This is a genomic window from Enterococcus sp. FR204, assembly GCF_031143325.1.
Classification (GTDB): Bacteria; Bacillota; Bacilli; order Lactobacillales; family Enterococcaceae; genus Enterococcus_B; species Enterococcus_B faecium.
Map to the genome: position 1 here is coordinate 1 of NZ_JAKZIW010000035.1, position 24,320 is coordinate 24,320.

At 37.3% G+C, this 24,320-nt stretch carries 21 protein-coding genes and 1 pseudogene; 13 read left to right on the plus strand and 9 right to left on the minus strand.

Annotated features, from left to right (window positions below; genetic code table 11):
• Positions 1–33 precede the first annotated feature (33 nt).
• The 10 genes and pseudogenes from trpX to RG571_RS08725 all read left to right on the plus strand — a co-directional run bounded on the left by trpX (position 34) and on the right by RG571_RS08725 (position 9,245).
• Positions 34–1,083 carry a tryptophan ABC transporter substrate-binding protein gene (gene trpX / locus RG571_RS08680; RefSeq protein WP_002299729.1) on the plus strand — a complete coding sequence of 350 codons (1,050 nt, stop codon included), beginning with the start codon at positions 34–36 and terminating at the stop codon, positions 1,081–1,083.
• Entirely contained in the window at positions 1,080–1,961 is an 882-nt protein-coding gene (locus RG571_RS08685) for an ABC transporter permease (protein WP_131774419.1), read from the plus strand. The genes trpX and RG571_RS08685 overlap by 4 nt, the downstream gene beginning before the upstream one ends.
• A 2-nt stretch (positions 1,962–1,963) precedes the next feature.
• Positions 1,964–2,734, plus strand: a complete 771-nt coding sequence (locus RG571_RS08690; RefSeq protein WP_002289629.1) for an ABC transporter ATP-binding protein — start codon at positions 1,964–1,966, stop codon at positions 2,732–2,734.
• 278 nt (positions 2,735–3,012) lie between these two features.
• Positions 3,013–3,867, plus strand: a complete 855-nt coding sequence (aroE, locus tag RG571_RS08695) for a shikimate dehydrogenase (RefSeq protein ID WP_258430510.1) — start codon at positions 3,013–3,015, stop codon at positions 3,865–3,867.
• 177 nt (positions 3,868–4,044) lie between these two features.
• Positions 4,045–5,208 (plus strand): LCP family protein, encoded by a 1,164-nt coding sequence (locus tag RG571_RS08700; protein WP_131774420.1) that lies wholly within the window; start codon positions 4,045–4,047, stop codon positions 5,206–5,208.
• A 116-nt stretch (positions 5,209–5,324) separates the two neighbouring features.
• A complete protein-coding gene (locus tag RG571_RS08705) occupies positions 5,325–5,735 on the plus strand; it encodes a VOC family protein (protein ID WP_002299733.1) in 411 nt (136 codons plus the stop codon).
• A 173-nt stretch (positions 5,736–5,908) separates the two neighbouring features.
• A pseudogene (gene topB, locus RG571_RS08710) lies at positions 5,909–8,000 on the plus strand (DNA topoisomerase III).
• Positions 8,001–8,169: 169 nt separating this feature from the next.
• Complete coding sequence (locus tag RG571_RS08715; protein WP_002317704.1) at positions 8,170–8,454, plus strand: hypothetical protein; 285 nt, start codon at positions 8,170–8,172, stop codon at positions 8,452–8,454.
• Between the two features lie 159 nt (positions 8,455–8,613).
• On the plus strand, positions 8,614–8,850 hold the full coding sequence (locus tag RG571_RS08720; protein WP_002289715.1) for an AbrB family transcriptional regulator: 237 nt from the start codon (positions 8,614–8,616) through the stop codon (positions 8,848–8,850).
• Positions 8,847–9,245, plus strand: coding sequence for a type II toxin-antitoxin system death-on-curing family toxin (locus tag RG571_RS08725; protein ID WP_029485676.1), 399 nt, complete (start codon positions 8,847–8,849; stop codon positions 9,243–9,245). The genes RG571_RS08720 and RG571_RS08725 overlap by 4 nt, the downstream gene beginning before the upstream one ends.
• A 625-nt stretch (positions 9,246–9,870) precedes the next feature.
• On the opposite strand, the gene RG571_RS08730 is transcribed toward RG571_RS08725, so the two are convergent.
• Positions 9,871–10,815 (minus strand): L-lactate dehydrogenase, encoded by a 945-nt coding sequence (locus RG571_RS08730; RefSeq protein ID WP_308947794.1) that lies wholly within the window; start codon positions 10,813–10,815, stop codon positions 9,871–9,873.
• A gap of 295 nt (positions 10,816–11,110) precedes the next feature.
• Entirely contained in the window at positions 11,111–12,055 is a 945-nt protein-coding gene (locus tag RG571_RS08735; protein WP_094889602.1) for an AraC family transcriptional regulator, read from the minus strand.
• A gap of 219 nt (positions 12,056–12,274) precedes the next feature.
• Between RG571_RS08735 and RG571_RS08740 the strand changes: the two genes are divergently transcribed.
• Entirely contained in the window at positions 12,275–13,489 is a 1,215-nt protein-coding gene (locus tag RG571_RS08740) for an MFS transporter (RefSeq protein WP_131774421.1), read from the plus strand.
• 21 nt (positions 13,490–13,510) lie between these two features.
• A complete protein-coding gene (locus RG571_RS08745; RefSeq protein WP_131774422.1) occupies positions 13,511–15,526 on the plus strand; it encodes a family 78 glycoside hydrolase catalytic domain in 2,016 nt (671 codons plus the stop codon).
• A gap of 82 nt (positions 15,527–15,608) precedes the next feature.
• Here the strand turns inward: RG571_RS08745 and RG571_RS08750 are convergent, their stop codons facing one another.
• From RG571_RS08750 to RG571_RS08770, 5 genes are all read right to left on the minus strand, one after another.
• On the minus strand, positions 15,609–16,982 hold the full coding sequence (locus tag RG571_RS08750) for a PTS ascorbate transporter subunit IIC (protein ID WP_029485672.1): 1,374 nt from the start codon (positions 16,980–16,982) through the stop codon (positions 15,609–15,611).
• Between the two features lie 25 nt (positions 16,983–17,007).
• Complete coding sequence (locus tag RG571_RS08755; RefSeq protein WP_002286047.1) at positions 17,008–17,292, minus strand: PTS sugar transporter subunit IIB; 285 nt, start codon at positions 17,290–17,292, stop codon at positions 17,008–17,010.
• 1 nt (position 17,293) lies between these two features.
• Entirely contained in the window at positions 17,294–19,309 is a 2,016-nt protein-coding gene (locus tag RG571_RS08760) for a PTS sugar transporter subunit IIA (RefSeq protein ID WP_029485671.1), read from the minus strand.
• A gap of 178 nt (positions 19,310–19,487) precedes the next feature.
• Entirely contained in the window at positions 19,488–19,793 is a 306-nt protein-coding gene (locus RG571_RS08765) for a hypothetical protein (RefSeq protein WP_002286049.1), read from the minus strand.
• An 88-nt stretch (positions 19,794–19,881) separates the two neighbouring features.
• Complete coding sequence (locus tag RG571_RS08770; RefSeq protein ID WP_258430516.1) at positions 19,882–20,913, minus strand: Gfo/Idh/MocA family oxidoreductase; 1,032 nt, start codon at positions 20,911–20,913, stop codon at positions 19,882–19,884.
• Between the two features lie 206 nt (positions 20,914–21,119).
• On the opposite strand from RG571_RS08770, the gene RG571_RS08775 reads away from it, so the two are divergent.
• Complete coding sequence (locus RG571_RS08775; RefSeq protein ID WP_002295882.1) at positions 21,120–21,995, plus strand: MurR/RpiR family transcriptional regulator; 876 nt, start codon at positions 21,120–21,122, stop codon at positions 21,993–21,995.
• Between the two features lie 151 nt (positions 21,996–22,146).
• Here the strand turns inward: RG571_RS08775 and RG571_RS08780 are convergent, their stop codons facing one another.
• Both RG571_RS08780 and RG571_RS08785 read right to left on the minus strand, forming a co-directional pair.
• Positions 22,147–22,989 carry a class C sortase gene (locus tag RG571_RS08780; protein ID WP_308947631.1) on the minus strand — a complete coding sequence of 281 codons (843 nt, stop codon included), beginning with the start codon at positions 22,987–22,989 and terminating at the stop codon, positions 22,147–22,149.
• A 91-nt stretch (positions 22,990–23,080) separates the two neighbouring features.
• A partial coding sequence (locus tag RG571_RS08785; protein ID WP_308947795.1) for a SpaH/EbpB family LPXTG-anchored major pilin occupies positions 23,081–24,320 on the minus strand: 1,240 nt, incomplete at its 5' end.

The following is a 24,320-nucleotide window of genomic DNA, read 5'->3' on the forward strand; positions in this document are numbered from 1 at the left end:
AAATAAAAAGATTGACTTTGCAGGAGGAAAAAAATGAAAAACAAACGATTAATAACAGTTGTAGTAATTATTTTAGTTTATTTAGCAGGTGCATTTATTTATGGAAAAGCCTCAGGCGAAAAAGAAAGTACTTCGACGAACCAGACAAAAAAAACAACAGTTGTTGGGGTATTGCAATACGTGAGCCATCCGGCATTAGATGAGATTTATCGAGGAATCAAAGATGGTCTGAAAGAAGAAGGATTAAAAGAAGGAGAAAATCTTGAGATCAAATTTCAAAATGGACAAGCCGATCAGAGCAAGCTAGCCACAATGAGTCAACAGCTAGTACAATCGGATCCAGATGTCTTGATTGGAATCGCAACACCTGCCGCTCAATCATTAGCAAACACGACTTCATCGATCCCAGTTGTGTTAGGTGCTGTAACGGATCCTGTGGGGGCTGGATTAGTCGCTTCTTTAGAGAAACCTGGTGGTAATGTAACAGGTGTTTCTGATCAGCCGCCTGTTGCTTCACAAATCAAGCTTGCTTCTGATTTGTTGCCAAATGCAAAAAAAGTCGGAATCTTGTATGCTTCTTCAGAGGATAATTCAAAATACCAAGTAGCACAAGCAGAAGAAGCTGCAAAAAAAGAAGGGTTAGAATCAGTAAAATATGCGGTGCCTTCCACTAATGAGATTGCACAAACGGTTCAAGTGATGAGCCGACAAGTCGATTTTATCTATGTTCCATTAGATAATACCATTGCCAATGCGATGCAAACAGTGGTAAAAGAAGCAAACAAAGCAAATATCCCCGTCATTCCATCTGTGGATACAATGGTGGAACAAGGTGGACTAGCAACAATCGGGATCAATCAATATCAATTAGGGCTTCAAAGCGGTAAGATGGCGGCAGAACTTGCGAGTGGAAAAGAAAAACCGGAAACGACGCCTGTTTATACATTTGATCAAGGGGATACAGTGATCAATCAATCTCAAGCTGATCGCTTAGGAATCATTGTTCCCCAATCGATGAAGGAAAAAGCCAAAATCATTACAGATGACTCGCAGCAAGAAACATCTAAGGAGGATGACAAATGATCGTATCAGCTATTTCACAAGGCATGCTTTGGGCAATATTAGGATTAGGGATTTTCATGACTTATCGGATCTTAGACTTTCCTGATATGACGACAGAAGGGTCCTTCCCATTAGGTGCTGCTGTCTGTGTGACAGCTATTACTCATGGGGTAGCGCCGATTGTAGCTACATTATTAGGCGTAGGTGCTGGCATGATAGCAGGACTCGTTACGGGGTTACTTTATACAAAAGGAAAGATACCGGTTATTTTAGCAGGGATTTTAGTGATGTCAGGATTGAACTCAGTTATTTTGTTTGTGATGCGAACACCAAATCTTTCTTTATTGAATCATCCGATTCTACAAGACAGCTTCCATCGCTTTGGGTTACCTGATTACTTTGACATAGTCCTTCTTGGCTTCATCTCTTTGGGCATCTTGATTGCTGTACTGCTATTCTTCTTCAATACAGATTTGGGTCAAGGCTATATTGCGACAGGAGACAACGAAACGATGGCTCGGTCGTTAGGGATAAAAACCGATCGTATGAAAATTTTAGGTTTAACTTTGTCGAACGGTGTCATTGCATTATCCGGTGCGCTGATTGCCCAGAACGACGGATATGCAGATGTAAATAAAGGGATTGGCGTAATCGTCATCGGTCTTGCTTCCATCATCATCGGTGAAGTGATCTTCCAAGAATTGACGCTAGCAGAAAGATTGATTGCTATTGTTGTCGGCAGTATCATTTATCAGCTATTGATTTTAGTAGTAATCAAACTAGGGTTTGACACGACTTATCTGAAGTTGTTCTCCGCTATCATCTTAGCTATTTGTCTGATGATCCCGCAATTGAAGAAAGCACTGAACTTAAAAACGGGTTTTGAGAAGGAGGCATAGTAATGACTGATATATTGACAATCAAAAATGGCAGAAAAGTCGTAAACAATGGAATGAATGAAGAGAAAGTACTATTGGATGAAATTAACCTTACAATCAGAGAAGGGGACTTCATCACTGTCCTTGGCGGGAATGGTGCTGGAAAAAGCACACTGTTCAATACGATCGCTGGTACGCTTCAACTCAGTCAAGGATCGATCTCTTTTAAAGATCAGCTGATCACAAAAGATTCAGAAGAAAAAAGAGCACGATTCCTTTCTCGAGTTTTCCAAGACCCCAAGATGGGAACGGCTCCTCGGATGACAGTAGCAGAAAATTTGCTACTTGCACAAAAAAGAGGTCAAAAACGGAAATTCCGTTTACGTAACTTGAAAAATCAAAAAGAAGATTTTTTCAGACTATGTCAAGAAGTCGGTAATGGCCTAGAGCAACACTTGGATACTCCAGCGGGTGAATTATCTGGTGGTCAACGCCAAGCATTAAGCTTGCTGATGGCGACGATCACAGCTCCTGAGTTACTATTATTAGATGAACATACTGCAGCTTTAGATCCTAAAACAGCTAAAGCATTAATGCGATTAACAAATCAGCGGATCAATGAACAAAAATTGACTTGTCTTATGATCACGCATCGAATGGAAGACGCCTTGAAATACGGAAATCGTCTGATCGTACTTCAAAAAGGAAAAATCGTTCAAGATATTTCTGAAAAAGAAAAGCAACATTTGACAATGGGCGACCTTTTGCAGTTCTTTGAAGAAGTAGTGGATTGATTTCGACAGAAAAATTCCTTTCAGTAGAAGGACTTGAAAACTCATTGACATCTTCCTTTGATTCATCCTATACTTAAAACGATAAACAATTAAACATATTTGGGTGTTTTGTAGGATCACGTAGTCAATGATTTTAACAATTAAATAGAATATTCTTTGCTCTGACAAGTAAACGATGAGAAAAGAATTTGCTACTTTGCCACCTAGACGTTTCGTACTTTTTCGTATCAAACGCTAAGTGGCTTTTTTTATTGAAGCAAGAACAAAGGAGGAATAAGATGATTTCTGGACAAACCAAATTAGCTGGGATCTTTGCTGATCCGGCTTCTCACAGTTTATCCCCATTGATGCACAATACTGCTTTTGAAGCAAACAACATCGATGCGGTGTATTTAGCTTTCCAAGTAAATCCAATGAATTTGAAGCAAGCAGTCGAAAGTATTCGAACTTTTGATATGTTAGGTGTAAATCTTTCGATGCCGAATAAAACAGCGGTTATTCCTTATCTGGATGAGGTAAGCCAGGAAGCGCAATTGATCGGAGCAGTGAATACGATCGTGCACGAAAAGGGTCGTTTGATTGGCTATAATACCGATGGTGCGGGCTTCATGCAATCCGTGCAAGAAGCTGGGATTTCGATCAAAAAGAAAAAAATGACTCTACTGGGAGCTGGAGGTGCAGCAAAGGCAGTCACTGTTCAAGCAGCGTTAGACGGCGCTGAGGAAATCGTAGTTTATAAACGAAACAACCAAACATTCGCTCAAGTAAAAGAAACATTCGAACAACTCAGCTATCGAACTTCTTGTAAGATAAAAGTTCGTGACTTTGCCGATACGCATCAATTAAGAAAAGACTTGAAAGAAAGCTGTCTTCTAGTCAATGCAACAGATATTGGGATGGGAAAGAAAATCAATCAGTCACCGCTCTTAGATATAAGCATGATGCATGAGAATCTAGCGGTTTTTGATTTGATTTATGCACCTAGAGAAACACGTTTATTAAAAGAAGCAAAAAAAGTAGGAGCAAAAGGATACAATGGACTTGGCATGTTGATCTACCAAGGAGCAATCGCGTTTGAATTATGGACAAAGGAAAAGATGCCGATCCATGTGATTGAAAAGCTGTTTGATTAAAAAAGGATAATAGATAAAGATCTTTTATTCTCGCATAAACGGTCTCAAGAAAAGTAATCCTTTATGTATCGAAGCATTTATTTTGTTATTTTTTATTAAATTATCAAAAAATGATAGGCTTTTGTCGATTGGTTATCGTATCCTTTATTTATCAGTAAGAAACGAGGAGGAACCACAATGAGTCGGATGGATCGCTATAAGGACATCCATAAGAAGGCGAAACCTCTGAAGCGGGATACGGGGAGTATTTTTGCTAGAAGAGAACGAAAACGAACGCGTATGGAAAATGAGGAAGACGCTACCCGTATTTATGAAAGAGAGCAGCATTCATTTGAACATTTGAACCAATACGAGCAACAGATATACAGAGATGCACCAAGAGCAGAAGAACAACAAAAAAATAAAAAATTTTTCAATCGGCAAAAGAAGAACAAACCGTTAAAACCTCGAAGAAAGCGATCGTGGAAAAAAATCATTCTATCGATTTTGCTTGTTTTGATCCTTTATTCAGGTATCTCATTTTTTATTGGTAAATATGTAGCTGAACATGACACAAGCTTAGAGGCAGCGACTTCAGAAACCTTTCATGGGCAAAAAGCGACGAATGGTGCGCATAATATTTTGATCCTTGGAAGTGATACACGCGGAGAAGATGCCGGGCGAGCCGATACGATCATGGTCTTACAGTTGGATGGTCCTTCCCATAAGCCGAAACTGATTTCTTTTATGCGTGACAGCTTCGTTACGATCCCAGGGGTAGGACAAAATAAGATCAATTCAGCTTATGCATACGGAGGAGCCGATCTAGTGCGTCAAACTTTAGTAGAAAATTTTGGAATCGATTGTCAATACTATGCGAAAGTCGATTTCAAATCGTTTGAAAAAGTGATCGATGCCTTATTCATGAACGGAGTGAAGATCGATGCAGAAAAAGATCTGAATCTGGATGGTGTAGATATTAAAAAAGGGGTCCAGAAGATGGATGGACATGATCTTTTGCAGTACGCACGTTTCCGAATGGATGAACAAGGAGACTTTGGCCGTGTCAGACGCCAACAGCAAGTAATGAATGCTATCTTCAGCCAATTGAAGAATCCATTGAATCTGATCCGTGCACCTTATGCAGCTGGTAAAGCTTTAGGGTATACATCCACAGATGTCACTGCTTGGTTCTTGACGAAAAACCTCTTTTCGATTGCACGAGGAGCTGGTGGCATTGATCGAATAAGTGTGCCAGTAGACGGTTCGTGGAATTATGGGCAAAGTGATTATGCTGGCAGTATTCTTGAAATTGATAATCAAATGAATCAATCTGCTATTACAGATTTTTTGAATAAATGATCATAAAAAAGATCAAGAAGAAGCTGCGCAAGGCTTTTGTCATGAATCAATCAAACGATTCACTCGTAAAAAACGCTTTCTTATGGTAGATTTAACCAAGAGAGGAGCTGTTTACATTGGATATCTATCTGAACTTCAAAAATGAGTCGCGTGAAGCCATCGCTTTTTATGAAAAAGTTTTTGAGACTGAAGCATCAGGTATCACCACATACGGTGAAATGCCTGGAATAGAACAAATGAACTTGCCAGAAGAAGCAAAAAATCTAATCACGAATGCACGGCTGAACATTTATGATACATTAGTTATGTTTGCAGATACGCCAGAAGGAATTGGTCCTGAATTAGTTGTGGGAAATAATGTTTCTTTAGTCATCCAGACAAGAAATGAAGAAGAAACGAAGCGTCTATTTGAAAGCTTAGCTGAGGGTGGTAAGATAGAGATGCCGCTGGATGCTGTTCCGTGGGCTCAATTGTATGGGATGGTAACTGATCGATTTGGCATCAACTGGCAGATCAACCAAGAGTGACAGCTAAAGATGAATATTTTTTGGAAACATCATGCAGCAAACGGAACATCGTTTGTTTGCTTGATGTTTTTTGTGCCTATTTCGACTATACGGTATCTTTTTTTTTTTGCCAGATGCGAAAATATGTTCCATAATAGAGAAGTCCGCAAAAATCAAGTAACGGAGGTCAGAAGATGAAGACGGTGATACTAGCTGAAAAACCTTCACAAGCAAAAGCCTATGCCGAAACCTTCCAACAGCGAGAGCGATATGAAGGGTATTATGAAATCAGCGATCCATTGTTTGCTGGTGAAGTAACCATCACTTATGGTTTTGGACATTTGGTAGATATGGTTGCTCCAGGAGCTTATGAAGAGCGTTGGGCAAAATGGTCGTTAGAAAATTTGCCTATTTTCCCAGAAACCTTCCGTTACGAAGTTCCAAGGGACAAACGTACACAATTTTCGATCGTAAAACGAGAGTTACAGTCAGCTGATACCATCATTATTGCAACAGATGGTGATCGAGAAGGTGAAGCCATCGCGTGGTCGATTATTCGACAAGCAAACGCATTTTCTAAGGAAAAGAACTATTTACGTTTGTGGATCAATTCTCTTGAAAAAGAAGCAATCTATGATGGTTTTAAGAATCTTCAACCTGGGAAGAACTATTTTCCAAAATATAAAGAAGCGCAAGCAAGGCAGAACGCTGATTGGCTGATTGGAATGAATGGAAGTCCATTATATAGCTTGCTACTTCAACGAAAAGGGATTGATGGCAGTTTTTCTCTTGGTCGTGTACAAACACCGACACTCTATATGATTTATCAGCTGCAAGAAGAAATCAAACACTTCAAAAAAGAAACGTACTTTGAAGGAGAAGGTTTAATTACGACAAACAAAGGGCATTTTTCTGGAAAAATCGTACCAAAAAAAGCATTTAAAACCCAAGAAGAGTTAACGAAGGAAATAGAAAAACTTGGAGCGCATTTAGGTAAGCAAAACGGACGGATTCTTGAAGTTACGAAAAAGGAAAAGAGGTTGCATAGTCCACGTTTATTTTCGCTATCTAGTTTGCAGACAAAGATGAATCAGCTAATGAAAGCAAGTGCCAAAGCTACACTTGATGCTGCTCAAGGATTGTACGAAAGCAAGTTTCTAAGCTATCCAAGAACGGATTCCTTTTACATTACAGAAAATGAGCATTAGTATCTGGTTAAACATCTGCAAAATTATAAAAAATTTTTAGGAATAGAAGAAGTACAGACAACTGAGATCAAAGCAAAGAAACGATATGTCGATGCGAAAAAAGTTCAAGAACATCATGCAATTATTCCGACAAAGACGATTCCGACTCCTGCACGCTTTGCGAAGCTTTCCAAATTACAGCAAGCAATCTATTTGCAAGTTTTGCGCACTACTGTGGCTATGTTTGCTGCAGATTATATCTACGAAGAGACGACCGTAATGACGGGCGTACAGCAATTAAAGCTAAAAAGCATCGGAAAGATCCCATTACAGCAAGGTTGGCAGGAAATCTTACGCATCAAGTCAAAAAAGAAAGAAGCTCAGACTCTTCCTCCTATCGTAGAAAATGAAGAAGCAGAAGTAGAACTGAAAAGTATGGAGAAAGAAACACAACCTCCAAAACCCTATACCGAAGGGACGTTGATCACAGCAATGAAAACTGCGGGAAAAACGCTGGATAATGATGAAGCGCAAGAAATTCTCAAAGAAGTAGAAGGAATAGGGACAGAAGCTACACGAGCCAATATCATTGAAAATCTTAAGCAGAAGCATTACATCGAAGTCAATAAAAACGAAATAACTGTTACGCCAAAAGGAATCACTCTTTGTAAGGCAGTAGCCAATGAACCATTACTGACGAGCGCAGAAATGACTGCGCGCTGGGAAGGGTACTTGAGAAAAATTGGTAAACAAGAAGGGACACCATCTGTTTTTTTAGAGAATATCAAAAAATTCATCCTACATTCTTTATACTAAAATCGCTACATGCTTGAATCCGGAATGCGACTTCAAATTGTGGCCAACAGTAGCTAAAAAGAAGCTGACTAAAACGAATCTCAGAGATTTACTTTCAAAAGGAAAGACAAGTAAAGTTGTCAAAGGTTTTACTGGTAAAAAAGGGAAATTCGATGCAGTTTTAGTATTAAAAGAAGATATGACAATCGGTTTTTCTTTTCCATGGATCGAAAACAGTGGAACAAAAGCAGTTGATGGAAACAAAGAAACATCAAGAAAAAATAATGAAAACGAAGTAGAGTAAATGAAACAGTGAAATAGCGGAATATTTATTCCGAAAAGTGAGAATATAAATACCAATAAAACTAAAAAATATCAGTGAATCAAGCAAAAATGTTGGGGTAGGCTGATTTTATATAGATAGCAAGGAGTTTTTTTATTTGAAAAAAGTGCATTCATTTTTAAATTATCTTATGGGAGCAATCACGATTGTGGCTGTGTACCAAGCATTTCTAAAGTATCCTGATTACGGGACGAAGTTGTTGTCATTGACGCACAATCAAACAGCATATTCACCAACGTTGATTTTATCGACTTTGACTGCAGGAGCTAAAAGCGCTACTTATTTTTTTCATAAAACGACAAGCATGCTAAAGCGAAAGAAACAGCGAAAACAATTGTTGATGGTGGTAGCGGCTATGATCATTATTTATTTTCTACCAGTTATTACACAAGTATTTCATCAATATTTTGGTTAAGAATACGAGAGTTTGTGACAAAAGTCATGTCACAAACTTTTTTCTTTGTCATTTTTTCGTAAGAAAAAGCAAAATAAAAGTATATACATTGATTAAAAGTATATACTTGGATATAATGTACTTACTATAGAATGAGAATGGTATAGAGGGTGGCGAAATATGAAAAAAATGAAAAAGTATAAAATTAGAAAATCTGGCAATAGCGATGTAACAACTATCCCACCAGAAGTAAAAGAATTCATGGGTGTGCAGACAGGTGACGCAATCAGTTATGTTTTTCAATCTGATGGTTCTGTACGAATGATCAAAGCACAAGAAGAACCTGATATTGATTCATTAGTTGATTCGATCATGAATCAATATGAAGACGCGTTAAAAGATTTGGTTGATTTATGAGGTATCTTTCGACTAAAGAAATTATCAAAATCAACGCGAAAGTTATTTTACGTCACTCGCCAGGCGAAATGATCGGTGTAAAAGATGCCAATGCATTAGATATGGCCGTCAAACAGCCTTCACAAGCAGTATTCAATCAAGAACTCTATCTTGAAATCTATGAAAAAGCGGCAATTTTAGCAATTAATTTAGCTAAAAAACATCCTTTTCATAATGGCAATAAACGAACTGCTCTTGTTGCCATGTTGTTGTTTCTTCAATTGAATAATTGTCCAGTTGCTTTTTCTCGTCAAGAAGCTGTTGATTTTATCATAATAATTACCACTAGTTCATTGGATTTCGATTCACTAAAGTCCAAGATAACCAATTATTTACGACAAACCGCAATAAAATGAACGAATTAAAAACTTTATGCTGATTTTTTTGTATGGTTAATCATACAAAATAGTTTTTTCATAAAAATATGGATTAATTTTGAAATAATTGATTTAAAAGGAATACAAAAGAGTGGATAGTAGGAAATAGTGGTTTAGAACTAGTGGACTGGTTTTTTATATATTTTAGTTTACATAATATATATTATACAAAGTAGATTCAGAAAATGATAAACCTTTCTCGAACGGTTTTTTATCAAAAATCGTCATTTTTCCATCAAAATCTGCTTATGCAAAATTATAAAAAAATTTTGCAGTTTTTCTTACTTTTTTTGTCGTTTAATTGAATGATAAAAACCAGTTTCTTTATTCAGTTAATCAAATATGAACGAATTAGATATGAATCATTGTATTTGCCGTTGCGGAAGGATTTTTTAATTAACCACAGATAAACATTGATAACGATTCGCTTATTGTAATCAACAGATTAAATTTCATATGTTCATATGTACGGATACATTTTCGGACCGATTAATTTTAACCATTCTGTTTATTTGCTTACCTATTAGATATCAATAAAAAACTGCTTAACAGCTATTTCAGCTGTTAAGCAGTTTTAGGATTTTTAGTTCATATTCATTGTTTCTTATAATACAGTGTTCAATACTTCTCTTAAAGCACTTGTTGATTTGCTGAACATTGCTTTTTCTTCTTCGTTGATTGATAATTCAACAACTTCACGAACACCATTTTCGTCAACGATTGATGGCACACCTGTAAAGATATCTTTTTCGTCGTATTCACCAGTTAAATAAGCAGATACAGGCAATACAGCTTGTTCGTTATTCAAGATAGCTTTTACGATACGTGCAGTACTCATACCAATACCATAGTAAGTTGCTTTTTTACGATCAATGATCTCATAAGCAGCATTACGGACTTTATCAGCAATCACATCTAATTCATCTTGGGCAATACGATGGTCTTTTTCTACAATTTCAAACACTGGTTTACCACCGACAGTTGTATGTGACCATGCAGCAACTTCTGAATCACCATGTTCACCTAAGATATAGCCGTGGACGCTGCGTGGGTCAACTTTTAATTTCAATGCGATTTCTTTACGGAAACGAGTTGTATCCAATGTTGTTCCAGTACCGATAACACGTGATGTTGGCAGACCAGATTCGTTCCAAGCGATATATGTCAAAATATCTACTGGGTTTGAAGCAACAACGATAATACCGTCGAATCCTGATCCCATGATTTCTTTTACGATTTGGCGCATGATTGACGCATTTGTTTTAACTAAATCTAAACGAGATTGACCAGGTTTTTGGTTGATACCAGCTGTGATAACAACGATATCAGCATCTTTACATTCTTCATAGCCACCTGACCATACAGCCACATTTTCATCGCCCCAAGACATACCATCTAAAAGGTCCAATGCTTCCCATTCTGCTTTTTCTTGATTCACATCGATCAATACTAATTCATTAGAGATTCCTTGGTTGATCATTGCATAAGCGATACTTGTTCCAACAAAACCTGTACCGACGATTACTACTTTACGACTTGTTTTTTTCATGAATAAACAGCTCCTTTTCATAACTATTTGTTACTTTCATGAAAAGTATAGTCTTGTTTATTCATTTTATCAACATGTTAATTATAATAGTTGTTATTATAATTTTTGATGGAAGCGAATTCCTAAATACGCATAACAGATAAATGACAAATGTTTACACCTATATCCCCTGATAATACAACCAAAAGTTTAGAACTGAAAATAAATCCAAAAAAATTCGCTGCAACGATATAATAAGACAGCAACCGCACCTAAAACAATTTTCCTTCATATGCTTTAGTGAAAGATTTTCTTCTTAATGTTTGTTTCTCCATTTATTGGGAGTACATGTTGAATACTTTTTGAATAATTTGAATAAAGAAGTCGTTTGTTTATATCCGATACGATTAGCGATCTCTTCCAACGAAAAACTCGTTTCTTGAATCAGTTCCAACGCAAAGTCGAATTTTTTCTTTAGAACCAGTTCTTGAAAGGAAGCATCAAAATACATTTTCAATTTATTACTAAGATAGACCGGATTGTAGCCAAAATGAGCTGCTGTTTCTTTTAACGTACAAGAAGTAAAATGCTTATCGATATAATCTAATACTCTAAGCATCTCATTTTCTGCGCATCCATCTGCTGATGAAAAGCTTTGTTGTTCTAATAAATGAGTCAATTCGATCAGTAATAGTGATGTATAGAGATTTAACGAACGGATCTTATGACTGTATGTATCAAAATAAATCAACAGCATATTTTCAATCAAATGCGTCAAGCGACTTGTTTTTCCGCCGCGAAAATGAATGAATTGTGTATGTTCTCCTTTTTCTTTTGATGCATTGATCAAAAAAGAAGAAAGTAGATTATTTGTGCTTGCCAAATGATTCAATATCTCTGTAGATAAGGTTTCTTCTTTTAATAAGATATTGATTAAAATATCCTCTTGCCCTGTGTATTCGATTCTTTGAGTAGCTTCTTTATCAATGATCACCACGTCACTTTCTTCCATCTCTATCCTTTCTCCATTGATAATTTGTAAACATGTACCGCTATACATATAATTGATTTCAACAAAATCATGTGTATGCTCGGGAACTTCCGCATATCGACGGTGTTTACTGATATGAATATTTCCCTGTTGAAATAGATCCCCTCGGTGGATTTTTGGCGGTGTCTGAAGATGGTAAGCTAAGTTTAAATCATTGTTATTCATTCCTTGTTCACGCTGCAGAGTTTCGATTGATTCTTCGTTACGCAAAAAAATGTCTAATTCAGCTAGTTCCAATTGACTCCCTCCTTTTTGTAAGTGGTTTCTTTCGCTTATTAGTTTACGCTGTACTGCTATTATATGCAAAGCTATTTTTGGTTTCATAAAGACTTTCTATGGTTGGGACATGAACTTCCTGTGATTCCGCTATTGAGAGAATAACCACTTCATACTATATTTTTGATAAGCGCTTACAAAAATGAAAGGAACATGCTTATGAATAAAAAGATGATGAAATTTTCTCTGCTGTCAGTCTCTCTTATTCTGACTTCTGCTGGTGCAGTCACGTCTGCAATTCCCAGTATGTCAGCTACTTATGCCACGCGTTCTTTATCTGCTGTTGAATTATTAACGACTGCTCCCTCTTTTATGGTCACTATTTTTGTTTTGATTAGTAGTTTTATTGCTAGGAAAATCGGACAAAAACAAACTGTGATCATCGGATTAGTGATTGCATCGATTTGTGGTATCCTCCCCCTCTTCTCACAAAGTTACAGTATTGTCTTAGCTTCAAGAGCTGGACTAGGTATTGGCTTTGGATTGATCAATTCTTTGGCAGTCAGCATGATTGCTGCCTTTTATCACGGAGATGAACGAGCCTCTATGATTGGTTTTCAAAGTGCATTTCAAGGATTTGGTGCAGCTTCAATGACATTTGTTGCAGGACAGCTAGTACAGTTCGGTTGGCAATATACCTTTTTAGTCTACGCCATCAGCTTACCTATTCTTGTCTTGTTTGTTTTGTTTGTTCCTACACCTGAAACAACTGAACTTCAATCACATGGCACAGCCCCAACAAGACAAGTAATCAAAACGAATCCTAAAATGATTAGTTATGGTATTTTTCTCTTGCTGGTCATCGTGGTATATAATGCTGTATCGATTAAATTAGCCACAGTCCTGACGACTTATTCTCTAGGAAACGAAACTAATGCAGCGAATATCTTAACAATCATGCAATTGGCAAGTATGGCTGCCGGAGTTTGTTTTGGCTGGCTTCAGACAAAAGCACATCGCTATATGCTTACACTTTCTTTACTACTGATGGGAATCGGCTTTGTATTGATTGCCACTGTGATAAACCTGTATGTGATTGGGTTTGGTGCGATCCTAACAGGAATTTCTTTTTCGTTATTCATTCCTTACTTATTCAACCAAGTAAGTATCCAAGCGCCCAAGCACGCGGAGAGTTTCAATACTTCAATCTTATTGGTTGGCGCTAATTTAGGTACTTTCATTGCACCATATGGTTTGCTCTTTCTCTCTTTTGCTTCTCTTGGGAGTAAAACACTTGCTGTTTTCGTCAATGGCAGTATCTTGCTGTTGATTAGCGCGCTTATTAGCCTTCTAGTAGTACACAGGACGAATAGAAAGACAGTGATAAGAGTAGATGAAGAAATAAAAGAACAATTGACAACAAAATAAATTTGATGGAGGTCGTGTAAAATGACAAATGAAAAACATAAAGATAGATGGCTTTGGTATCCTGGAGACTTTGAGATCCGCCATGGACTGCTACAAAATTTCCAACGGGAAGAACGAGGTTTTGACTGGCCAGCGTACTGGTACATGGATGATTGCCATCGGAACGTCAAGTTTAAGAGATATTACTTTCTTGATCAACCTTCCATGTTTAAAGTGACGATCCAAGGAGTTGGGTATGTAGAAATTAATGGACAAAAACATCCATGTGGAAAATGGCTGACTTGTCCAGCTGGTAAAGCAAAAATTCGTATCTTTGTAGGACATACATCAGGGCTACCAGCGATGTTTATCGAGGGAGACGAAGTAAAATCAGATATTGGCTGGACAGCAAGTAATTTTATTGAAAAATATCCAGCTGGCTGGAGTCCGCTTTATGTCGATATCGCAAAAGACCCAAATCAAATCTATTATCAAAAAGAATGCGTCCATCCAGTCACTGAAACGGAGATTGGCGGAGGAATCTTATTCGATTTTGGGCGAGCAGTGAATGGCTGTGTAGAACTAATATCTCTGGATGACCACATCGAATCTATCACTCTATGTTATGGAGAGTCCGATGTAGAAGCTATGGATATCGATTATTGCTACTATAAGCAAATAGCAATGACAAGAAAAATGAAAGCTCGTAAACGCGCTTTTCGCTATTTGTTTATACCAGAGGTTTCTACTGGAATGGTTCAACTTCAAGTTTTTCATGAATTTTTATCTCTTTCGAAACAAGCTGCTTTTTCAAGCGATTCTTCTTTACTGAATCAGATCTGGTCAGTATCAGAAGAAACCTTCAAGTTATGTAGTGATTTGTTTTTTATCGACGGTATCAAACGAGATCGCTGGATTTGGTCTGGAGATGCGTATCAATCATTCATGATCAATCAATATCTTTTTTTTGACGAGGAAATCAATAAACGAATGATATTAGCATTAAGAGGACAAAATGAAATCAAGCAGCATATGAATACTATCGTTGACTATTCGATCTTGTGGTTGATTGGTATCGAAAACCACTATATGATGACGAAAGACTATGAATTTTTACGCATCGTCTACCCTAAGATGCAATCATTAATGAGATACTTGATGGAGCAAACGAATGAATTAGGGTTTATTTATGGGAGAGCAAAAGATTGGATATTTATTGATTGGTCTGAAATGGATAAAGAAGGAACGCTTGCTGCAGAACAAGTCTTATTACTGAAAGCCTATCATTCCATGATCACTTGCGGAGATATCTTAGCTGAAACATATGGAGAGAACGAAAATTATCATACTCATCTCTATCAAGAAAAATATCAACTATTGAAACAAAACCTATTTGACTACTTTTGGGATGAAGAACTTGGCGCTTTTATCGATTGCTATGAATCTGGGAGAAGAAATGTGACGCGTCATGCGAATATTTTCGCTGTTTTATTCGATTTTTCTAACAAAGACCAACAGCAATCGATCTTAAAGAATGTCTTATTGAATGACACTATCACACAGATTACTACTCCATATTTCAAATTCTATGAACAAGATGCTTTATGCAAACTCGGACAGACGAATATCGTCTACCAAACGATTCTTGATTATTGGGGAGGGATGTTATCTCATGATGCGGTAACTTTCTGGGAAGAATACGACCCTACTCAAACAGGAAATGAAAAGTACAGTATGTATGGAGATCCTTATGGAAAAAGCTTATGCCATGCATGGGGAGCAAGCCCAATCTATCTTTTAGGACGCTATTTTATCGGTTTGTATCCAACAAAGCCAGGTTATGAAGAATTTATGATACAACCTAATCTAGATTCATTTGAAACACTGAATTGTACGCTACCTATCAAAGATGGAAAGATTTCGCTTGAAAAAACAAAAGATAAGATCGTGATTACTTCTGATAGAACAGGCGGAACAGTGAAAATGAATGGTAAAAGTTATCCTCTTCTAGCAAAACAGCCACTTGTCTTAACAAGCTATTCAAAAATAAATGCATAAAACAAAAAACTGCTTGCGACATATCAGAAGACTTTAAATCTTCTTCTGATATTGTCCAAGCAGTTTTTATTTTGAAGTTTTCTTAATTCTGTTCTTTAGAAACAATGTTTGTTCTTTTTCCGGCAAAAAGAAAGCTAGATAATACGACAAGTAAAAAGAAAGCGATGATTCCAACTGTCAAGGCCATTTGACCGTATTCTCCTAGTTTCCCAAGTACAAGTCCTGGTACTAGATAATCAGTATCGGCAAATGTAGAAGAAGCGATTTTAAGATCTCCTAATACTGGAAGGATAAATAATGGCAGCCAACTAATCAATAAGCTATTGAAAGCAGAACCAAATACCGCCCCTCTTCTACCGCCAGTCGAGTTGCCGAAGACACCAGAAGCAGCTCCGCAGAAGAAATGTCCTACTACCCCAGGAATGATAACTGTAGTTTGCAAGCCTATCATAGCAAACATTGATAGTGTTCCTACAAAGAAGCTAACAAAAAAGCCAATTAATACAGCATTAGGTGCATATGGAAAAACGATAGGAACATCTAATGCTGGTTTAGAATCGGGTACGAGTTTTTTAGCAATCCCTTGGAATGCTGGAACGATTTCTGCCAACACCATTCGAACCCCTTGAAGGACGATAACAAACCCAGCTGTGAATGTTCCAGCTTGGATCAGTGCAAAGATTACAGCGTTGTCTCCATTGCTTAGTTCTCTTTCAACAAATCCAGGACCAGCTAACAAAGCAAGTGCGACATATACGATCGACATCAAGAGCATGATCGATACAGTAGAATCTCGCAAAAAGCTGAAACTTTTAGGAATCTTTATGTCCTCTGTAGAACGGTCTTTGTTTCCAAAAAAATTTCCGATCCATCCACTAGAAGCATAACCGATATTTCCGGTATGCCCTAACGCAACTTGATTGTTTCCAGTGATGTTCTTCATAAACGGTTGACAAAGAGCAGGCGTAATAGTTAATAGTGTTCCTTCGAAGACCCCGCCTAATAAGATCATCCACAAATTTGCAGTAAACCCCGCGCTTACTAAAATGACTGATGTTAGACAAGAAACATAAAGCATTGCTTGACCTGTAAGAAAAATGAATTTATATCTTGTGAACCTAGCAAGTAAAATATTCACGATCATCCCTACTAGCATGATCAAAGCAGTAGGTGTACCGTATTGTTGCAAAGCAATCGCCACTACTGCTTCATTGCTAGGAACTACTCCTTGAGTATGCAGAGCTGTTTGGAACATCGAAGCAAAAGGGGTTAGTGAATTACTGATTAGACCAGCACCGCCGATCAGTACTAGGAATCCGACAAATGTTTTGATAGTTCCTTGGATCACTTCTGAAAATTTCTTCTTCTGAAGAACGAGACCAAGCAGTGCAATCAAAGAAACGAGGATGGAGGGCTGACTGACGATTGACACAAACAAATTCAACAATTTATCCATTGATAGTTCCTCCCTTGAATCATTTTTATTCTTTTGACAAGATCTTCGTTACTTTTTCTTTTACTTCTTCGCTGTCAATGATCGATTGCAAAGGTACGAGCTTTTCATCAGGTATAGAAGTTAGCGTATCTTTCAAAGAATGCTCAATGAAGAAATAATCAGCCATATCGCTAGATACACTTCCAACATCCGTATGACTTACTTCAAACTCGTCCACATCTGCTCCAAGATCTGCAAGTGCTTGTTTGATGTTCATCTCTACCATAAAACTTGTTCCTAATCCACTTTGACATACTGCAAAAATTTTCATATCATTCGTCTCCTTTTCTTATGATCGCTAATATTTCTTCTTTTGTTGATGCGTGTAATAAATCTTGAAGATTTTGTTTATTAGAAAGTAGCTTTGTTAAATTAGCCAACGCCCGAAGATGTGCCTCATTATCGATAGCAGCTAAACAGATGAACAAACTAATGGGATGGGCTGGATTATCAAGCAGATCCACAGGTTGTTGAAGTTTCAGCAAAGACATCCCTACTTCGTTTACGCCATCTTCTGGACGAGCATGAGGTAATGCGATGTGGTCGCCAATATGGATAAACGCACCATACTGCTCCACGCGCTCGATCATAGCTTTGATATAACTTTCTTCTATTTTATTTTCTGATAATAGCGGCTGTGCGGCAAATGTGATTGCTTCTTGCCAGTTTTTTGGTTGATCCGATAATTGGATCATTTCTTCTGTTAATAATTCAGATAGCATAGGACGTTGATCCTCCTTCTTTTCTAAAAGTTTGTTCATTTTACGATTTAATACTTGATAGAGCTTTTCTTCGTCTACGCCTTCTTTTAATTCGATATAAGGCAGTAGCGCCGACAACAATTCTTGGGCAGAAGGCATTGAAAATCCTGGTATCAGCCAATCTCTTTGTACTTGATTGATCAGCTGATTTTTTTCCAAGTCAGTCATGATTGGATGCAGAACATAGAGAGACTTTTTCTTATCAGTAAGTGTGAGAGGTACAGTAGAAAAAATAATATCGTAAGAAGTTTCGTCAACCTCGTGTAAGCGGTCAGCTGAATTAGTCTCTGTAAAAAAGATCATCGGGAATAATTGCTGAAGTTCACTTTTTAAGATCAATGAAGAGCTAATGCCACTTGGACAGACGATCACGGCTCTTATTTTTCTATTTCTTTCTTCTGCGTCCGCTTTTCTGATCTCTCCGCCAAATAGTATAGTGAAAAAACCAATCTCTTCTTCAGGGATGCTCTTCCCTATTCGTCTTTCTAACGGAAGTAATGCTTTTCTTGTCATTTCGTAGATGGAAGCATATTGATGCTTAATTTGATCGATCATCACATTAGGTAAATAAAAAGAATAGGAAATACGAAAATAGGCAGGGACCAAGTGATAAAAGACATTCATCAATAATTCACGAAACGAAGCAAATTCTACGGCCATCAGGAATTCCATGCGATGGATGACTTCTGAAGAACATTCCAGCAAAAAATCAAGTGCAGGCTCCTGGACATCTCCTTCAACGATCGATGCTAAGCAAAGAGAGAAAAATATAATCTCCGAATTTTGATGTTCGGAATAGCCAAGGCCAGTCAATACTTGTCGACTAATGTCAGTGACTGCAAGAGAAGCCAACAGTTCAGCATCTTTTACCAGTTCCATGGATGTTTTTCCAATTCGAATGGTTGTCAAACTCAAATAATAAGCTAATTCATCCATTCGATTTGGTGCGAATCGAAGATCTGATAGTGAAATCGTTTTATCTAGCAAATCTCTAACTTTGGCGTAATAATCAATGGAAAGGGTTGCGGTTAAATACGTGAGCCCAAATCTTCCAGCAAGTGACTGCATCAAACGAGCAGTGCGATTTTTTGCTTCTCTTCTTAATATTGCTTCTGACCCTAGCAGCCTAAAACCAGTTTTCCTAGTATACGACAGCTGACAATCTTCCACTTCTAATTCATTTCTTATCTTTTTGATATCTGACAGGACTGTCCCTTTAGAAACCTGAAGAAAATCTTGAAAATGAAAAACAGAAACAGACGTTGCAGTCGAATAAACCATCAAATAAAGAAGATCTCTTCGCTCTTGTTCGGTATACACAGCTTCAAATCGAGTAATATCCAAAAATTTTTCTGCCCAGTCGATTGCTCGGAATTTCTTTATACGGATATGGGTATCATCCACATATTCGGCAAAAGGAGTTAATTGTTTGATCGCCTCGCTTGTATTTACTTCGATGATCTCTGCTGCTTTTTCTAGACTGATTTCTCTTGGTGTTTTCAGGAGATAACTAATTTTGTAGTTCACAGCGCTGTTCACCTCCTACTTATATTCTAGTATGGTAGCGCTTTTAAATCGAGGGGTGTTTGGTACAACTTACAGTTGGATTTTTTTTACGACTGTACCGAACGACTTCTATCGAATGGATACAGAAAAAAAGCAGGTGACCAAATGTCTCCTGCTTTTATGAATTGATTTCGTCCGATCAATGATGATCATGTTTATTTTTTGAGGTCAGTTCTTCAAATTTTTCTTTGACATCTTCAACCGCTTTTTCGATATCTTTTTCAAAGTGATTGGGCTCATTAGGCTTTGTTTCCTCTTCTACAGAATTTGAACCAGATAAAGCTGTTTCTTTATTTTCTGTTTCACCAGAGTTTGTGCCAGCTAATGATTCTTCTTTGTCTTCTGTTTCACCAGAATTAGTTCCTGCTAAAGCCACTTCTTCTTCTGTTTTAGGGGCCATTGAACCTCTTAATCGTTTGTGTTTTTCACCGTCATAATTTGTCATGTTGGTTCCTCCTAGTAGTTCTATACTTTTTCATCGTACAATAAGACAGTTTATGCGTCAAAAAACAAACCCGATTCTTACAAATATGTCATATTTTTCCTTCTGATTCTTGAATGCTTTTGATTCCTTCTTCCAAAATTTTCATTTGTAAGATTGTTTCTTCATCTTTGATGACTTTTTCTGCGCCATTAACTAATGTCTCGTAAATCCCTTCGTAGACACGGCTGTAATCACCAACCTCGGAAATTACTTTTTCTTCATGATAATTCCCTTGTTCATCTATATAGGTCAATACACCATAATGTTCGGGCAAATCGATACCAAAGTCTTCATGATCAGGTATGTAAAACATTTTCAGATGTTCTTCTTGTCGATCTTTTGTTTGTTTCACGAACATCCCTTTTTTTCCGTAAACGACGAAACTTGGACGTTCTTTGATGCGGAAATAACTGGATTTTATCGAAATTTTCATATTTCCATAGAAAAAATCCAGATCGAAGTAATCATTCATTCGTCCTTTCCCTAAAAGTTGACGTACATCATAGCTGATATCATCTGGTTCGCCGAAATAAGAAAGAACTTGATCTACTGTATGACAAGCATGTCCATATAAATAGCTGTTCGCAGTAGAAAATTCATGCGTATTTTCTGGTACTTCCAGTCTGAAATAATCATAATGCATTTCTACTTCTAAAATATCCCCTAATTTTCCGCTTTCGATTACTTTTTGGACTGTCAAGAAATCAGAATCGAACCGTCTGTTTTGGTAACATTGGATAAATAGCCCTTTTTCTTTTGCTAATGCAAATAACTCTTCTGCTTCCTTTGACGTTTCTGCAAAAGGTTTCTCTACTAGTACATTCTTACCATGTTCGAGTGCCATTTTTCCATATTCATAATGAAATTGACTAGGTGTAGTGATGACAACTAATTGGATCTCAGGATCATCCCAAAGATCAGACAGCTGATCAGTATATTCGATGTCTTCGAATGTTTTCCACACTGGTTCAGATGGGGAAAAAATTTTTTTGATATTGATTTTGTTCGTAAGTTTTCTTGAAAAAGGCAAATGATAGCGATTTGTACTCTTTCCATTGCCAAGATAAGCGATTGTAAGCATGAGTGGTGCCTCCTTTTATTGATGCTTTCAGTATATCCTAGAAAAGCGCAGAAAGTATTTATAATAGCTATTCTGGTAAAAAAGTTCAGAAAAACACTTGTTATTATTCGGTTTGATGAAATTAATGTTCAAAGTAAGGATAAAAATCAAAAAGATAGTAGCGGAACCAAGTGTTTATCAGTAAGATAGAATTTGGAGGTCAGATCATGCTTATTGAAGAAAAACTAACAAAACAAGAGTTGTTTACCACGACAGAGAAACGGATTGCCGATTACATCCGTAGGAATATCGAAGCTGCAGTCTACATGACGATTGAAGAATTAGCAAAAGCTACGTATACTTCCCATTCAGCTATCATTCGTTTATGCAAAAAAATGGGATTCAGCGGATTTAAAGAATTCCGTTTCGAGCTGGGGCGGGAAGTTCATCAATTGATTGCTCAGTTCAATCAAACGATTGATCCTAATTTTCCTTTTTCAAGTGAAGATAGCACTCAGCAAATTGCAAAGAAAATGGCGGATTTATCGATCCAGTCAATAAAAAAAGCACAATTGCAGATTGAACATGAAGATTTAGATCAAATCGGTAAAGTATTGAACAAGGCACAGCGAATCTTTCTTTTTGCAAAAGGTGATTCTCAAATCACGGCAAGGAAATTCCAGAATAAAATGGTCAAGTTGAATAAGTTTTTGATCATGGCTGAAGAATACAGTGATTCTTCTTGGAATGCAGCCAATTTGACTAGCGAGGATTGCGCCATTTTTATTAGCTACAGCGGTCGCATCCATCATTATGAACGAATAATGACCTATTTGAAGCATGTAGAGGCCCCTACCTTGCTGATTACCGGAAATCAGCATTCAGAAATGGCCAAACAGGCTGATATGTGTCTTGTTATATCGCAGGAGGAATATGATTTTGCTAAAGTAGCGACTTTCTCCTCTCAAATTGCCTTCGATTACGTATTAAATACGTTATTCTCAGTGATATATTCTCAAAATTTTGAAGAGAATATCCGCAACTTGAAAAACAAACAAGAATTGATGCAAAAAGGCCTTCTTAAAGAATATCGGAAAACTTAAGAAAAGATCCTCATTTAGTAATAAGAAAGATAGTGTTTGATAGGCTCTCTTTGATATCATCATAAAAACAGGCTGAAGTTTTCTTTTTCAAACTTCAGCCTGTTTGTTTACGGAACGATTCGAATAGATATATTATAGAAATGAGGAATAGCTAACTTCTGTTTCTTATTTTGAATGATTGACGAAAAAGATATATAAGAAGGAGGAAAATCAGTATACATGCAGCTAACAATCCATACAGGAAAAATCGTTTGTTCTCGGATACTTTCTGTACTTCTTTTTGAACTTCTTTTGCATGATAAGGAACCCGGTGCCCTCTGACAAGTAAGCGATGACTGTTGACCATATAAGGTGTACAAGTTAGGAGTGTCACGAAATCCTGCCCTTTTTCGATTCTCAGATCTTTTGTATCAGTCGGTTCTACCGTCTTGATCTGATCGACTTGATAAGCGAGTGTCCGTCCATTGATTTCGATATAGAAAGAATCACCTAAAGTCAGTTTCGGTAAGTCTGTGAACAACTTTGCTTGAAGCAGTCCTCGATGGCTGGAAATAACGGCATGTGTATTTTCTCCCCCCGTAGGATAAGACGTTCCTTCCAATAATGAGGCACCTTTTTCTAGCAGCACAGTATTCGTTTCATCAAAAATTGGCAAATGGACATTGATCTCAGGGATCGTCAAAATACCGATCGTATGTTTCTCAAAATAGGTTCTATCCTTTTTCGCAGGTTCTTTTTTCTTAGTAAAGGGATCTGCACCTGGATTTCCACCTTCTTTTGCTAATTGCTGGTTTTTCTTTGTCATGTTTTCTTGGATTTTAGCCATGACTTCTTCATTTTCTTTGACCGCTTGTTGCTGATAATGAGAGATGATCTGCTGATCCAGATAATTATTCAGCGCGTCGCTAACAAATGGATAAGCTAGTATCCCTATTCCTGAGAGAAGCAAGAAAAGCATCAGCAGATCTAGAAGTTTCCTTTTCTTTGGTTTCATTTGTGTTCTCCTTGTGATGACTGTTTGATAATAAAAGAAAAAGGAGCATTTGCGTAATCCGCTGCTCCTTTTTCCAATTCTTGCAAAAAGACTAAATCTGACTGCGCTTGCGTCTAGCAAAGTACAGTCCAGCAATCAATAGAAGGACTACTCCTGCACCGATATACACATAGATTCCCTTACCGCCTGTTGAAGGAAGTGTACCTTTGTGTTTATTTGGTATTTTTTCAGGAGAAATCAACTGTCCTGCTGTTACATAAGATTGTTCATCGATAGTAAATGCTACACGGTTTGTTAATGGAACATATTTTTCTGGCGCTTTCGTTTCTTCCAGATAGTACGTGCCATATTTTAGACCTGTCACATCGATTAAACCGTTACTTGTGGTTGTAAAAACCGTTGCTGATTCTTTCGCCGATACCCAGCTGACGGCTTTTGTGGATGGGTCGATCGATAAATATTTCGCTGTGTCACTATCTTGATCACGAACGACGAATTCTGCTCCAGCAAGTGTTTGATCTGATGTAACGTCACCATCTACTTTAACAAATCGTTTGCCCCCAGTAACGACATCGACTGACGGTGGTGTTTGATCATTTGTATGCCCGTTATCGACATTTGCTTGGTTAGAAAATCCTTTGGTTGGATCTGCTTTTTCGTTCAAATGCATATAGTAAACGAATGTCAATGTACTGCCAGGAGTTAATGAAGGAATATAATTTGGTTCAACTGAAACCGTGAATCCGTTTGTTTGCTCAGTGACAGAATAATTTACTGGGTCGATTTCTTTATTTCCATCATATAAGGCATAAGCATACGTTCCTGAAGAATCATTATCAAATGTTAAAGCAGCGTCATGAGTATCGATAAGTTTGAATGTTGTGTACTTGTTTTGCGTTCCTTCTTTATCAGCGATACCTAATGGGATATTGACAGAAATCTCATATTGAATTTTTTCACCGATTGCGACATCTTTTCCATTCAATTGAGGTGTTGTTTTATCAACTTTAGACGTATCATTTTTGATGGTCTTTTCTACTGGTGTTTGGCTATTTGCCAGGATCTCAAAAGGCGTGATTGTTTGCTTTTCAATCATTTCCGCATTATCAGGAGCTTTTACTTCTTCTAAATTATATTTTCCAACTTCTAAATGATTAACGATCAACTGGCCTTTTTCAATAGATGCCTCGGCAAAGTCATTGTTGCCGATGTCATAAGAATGACCAGTAATGAAATGTTTGGCTTTGGTTTGATCAGTTGTCCAAGTGTACAATTCATCTGTGACACTTTGGATGTGTTTTTTGACGCTTGGTGTTCCTTCTTCTTTAGAA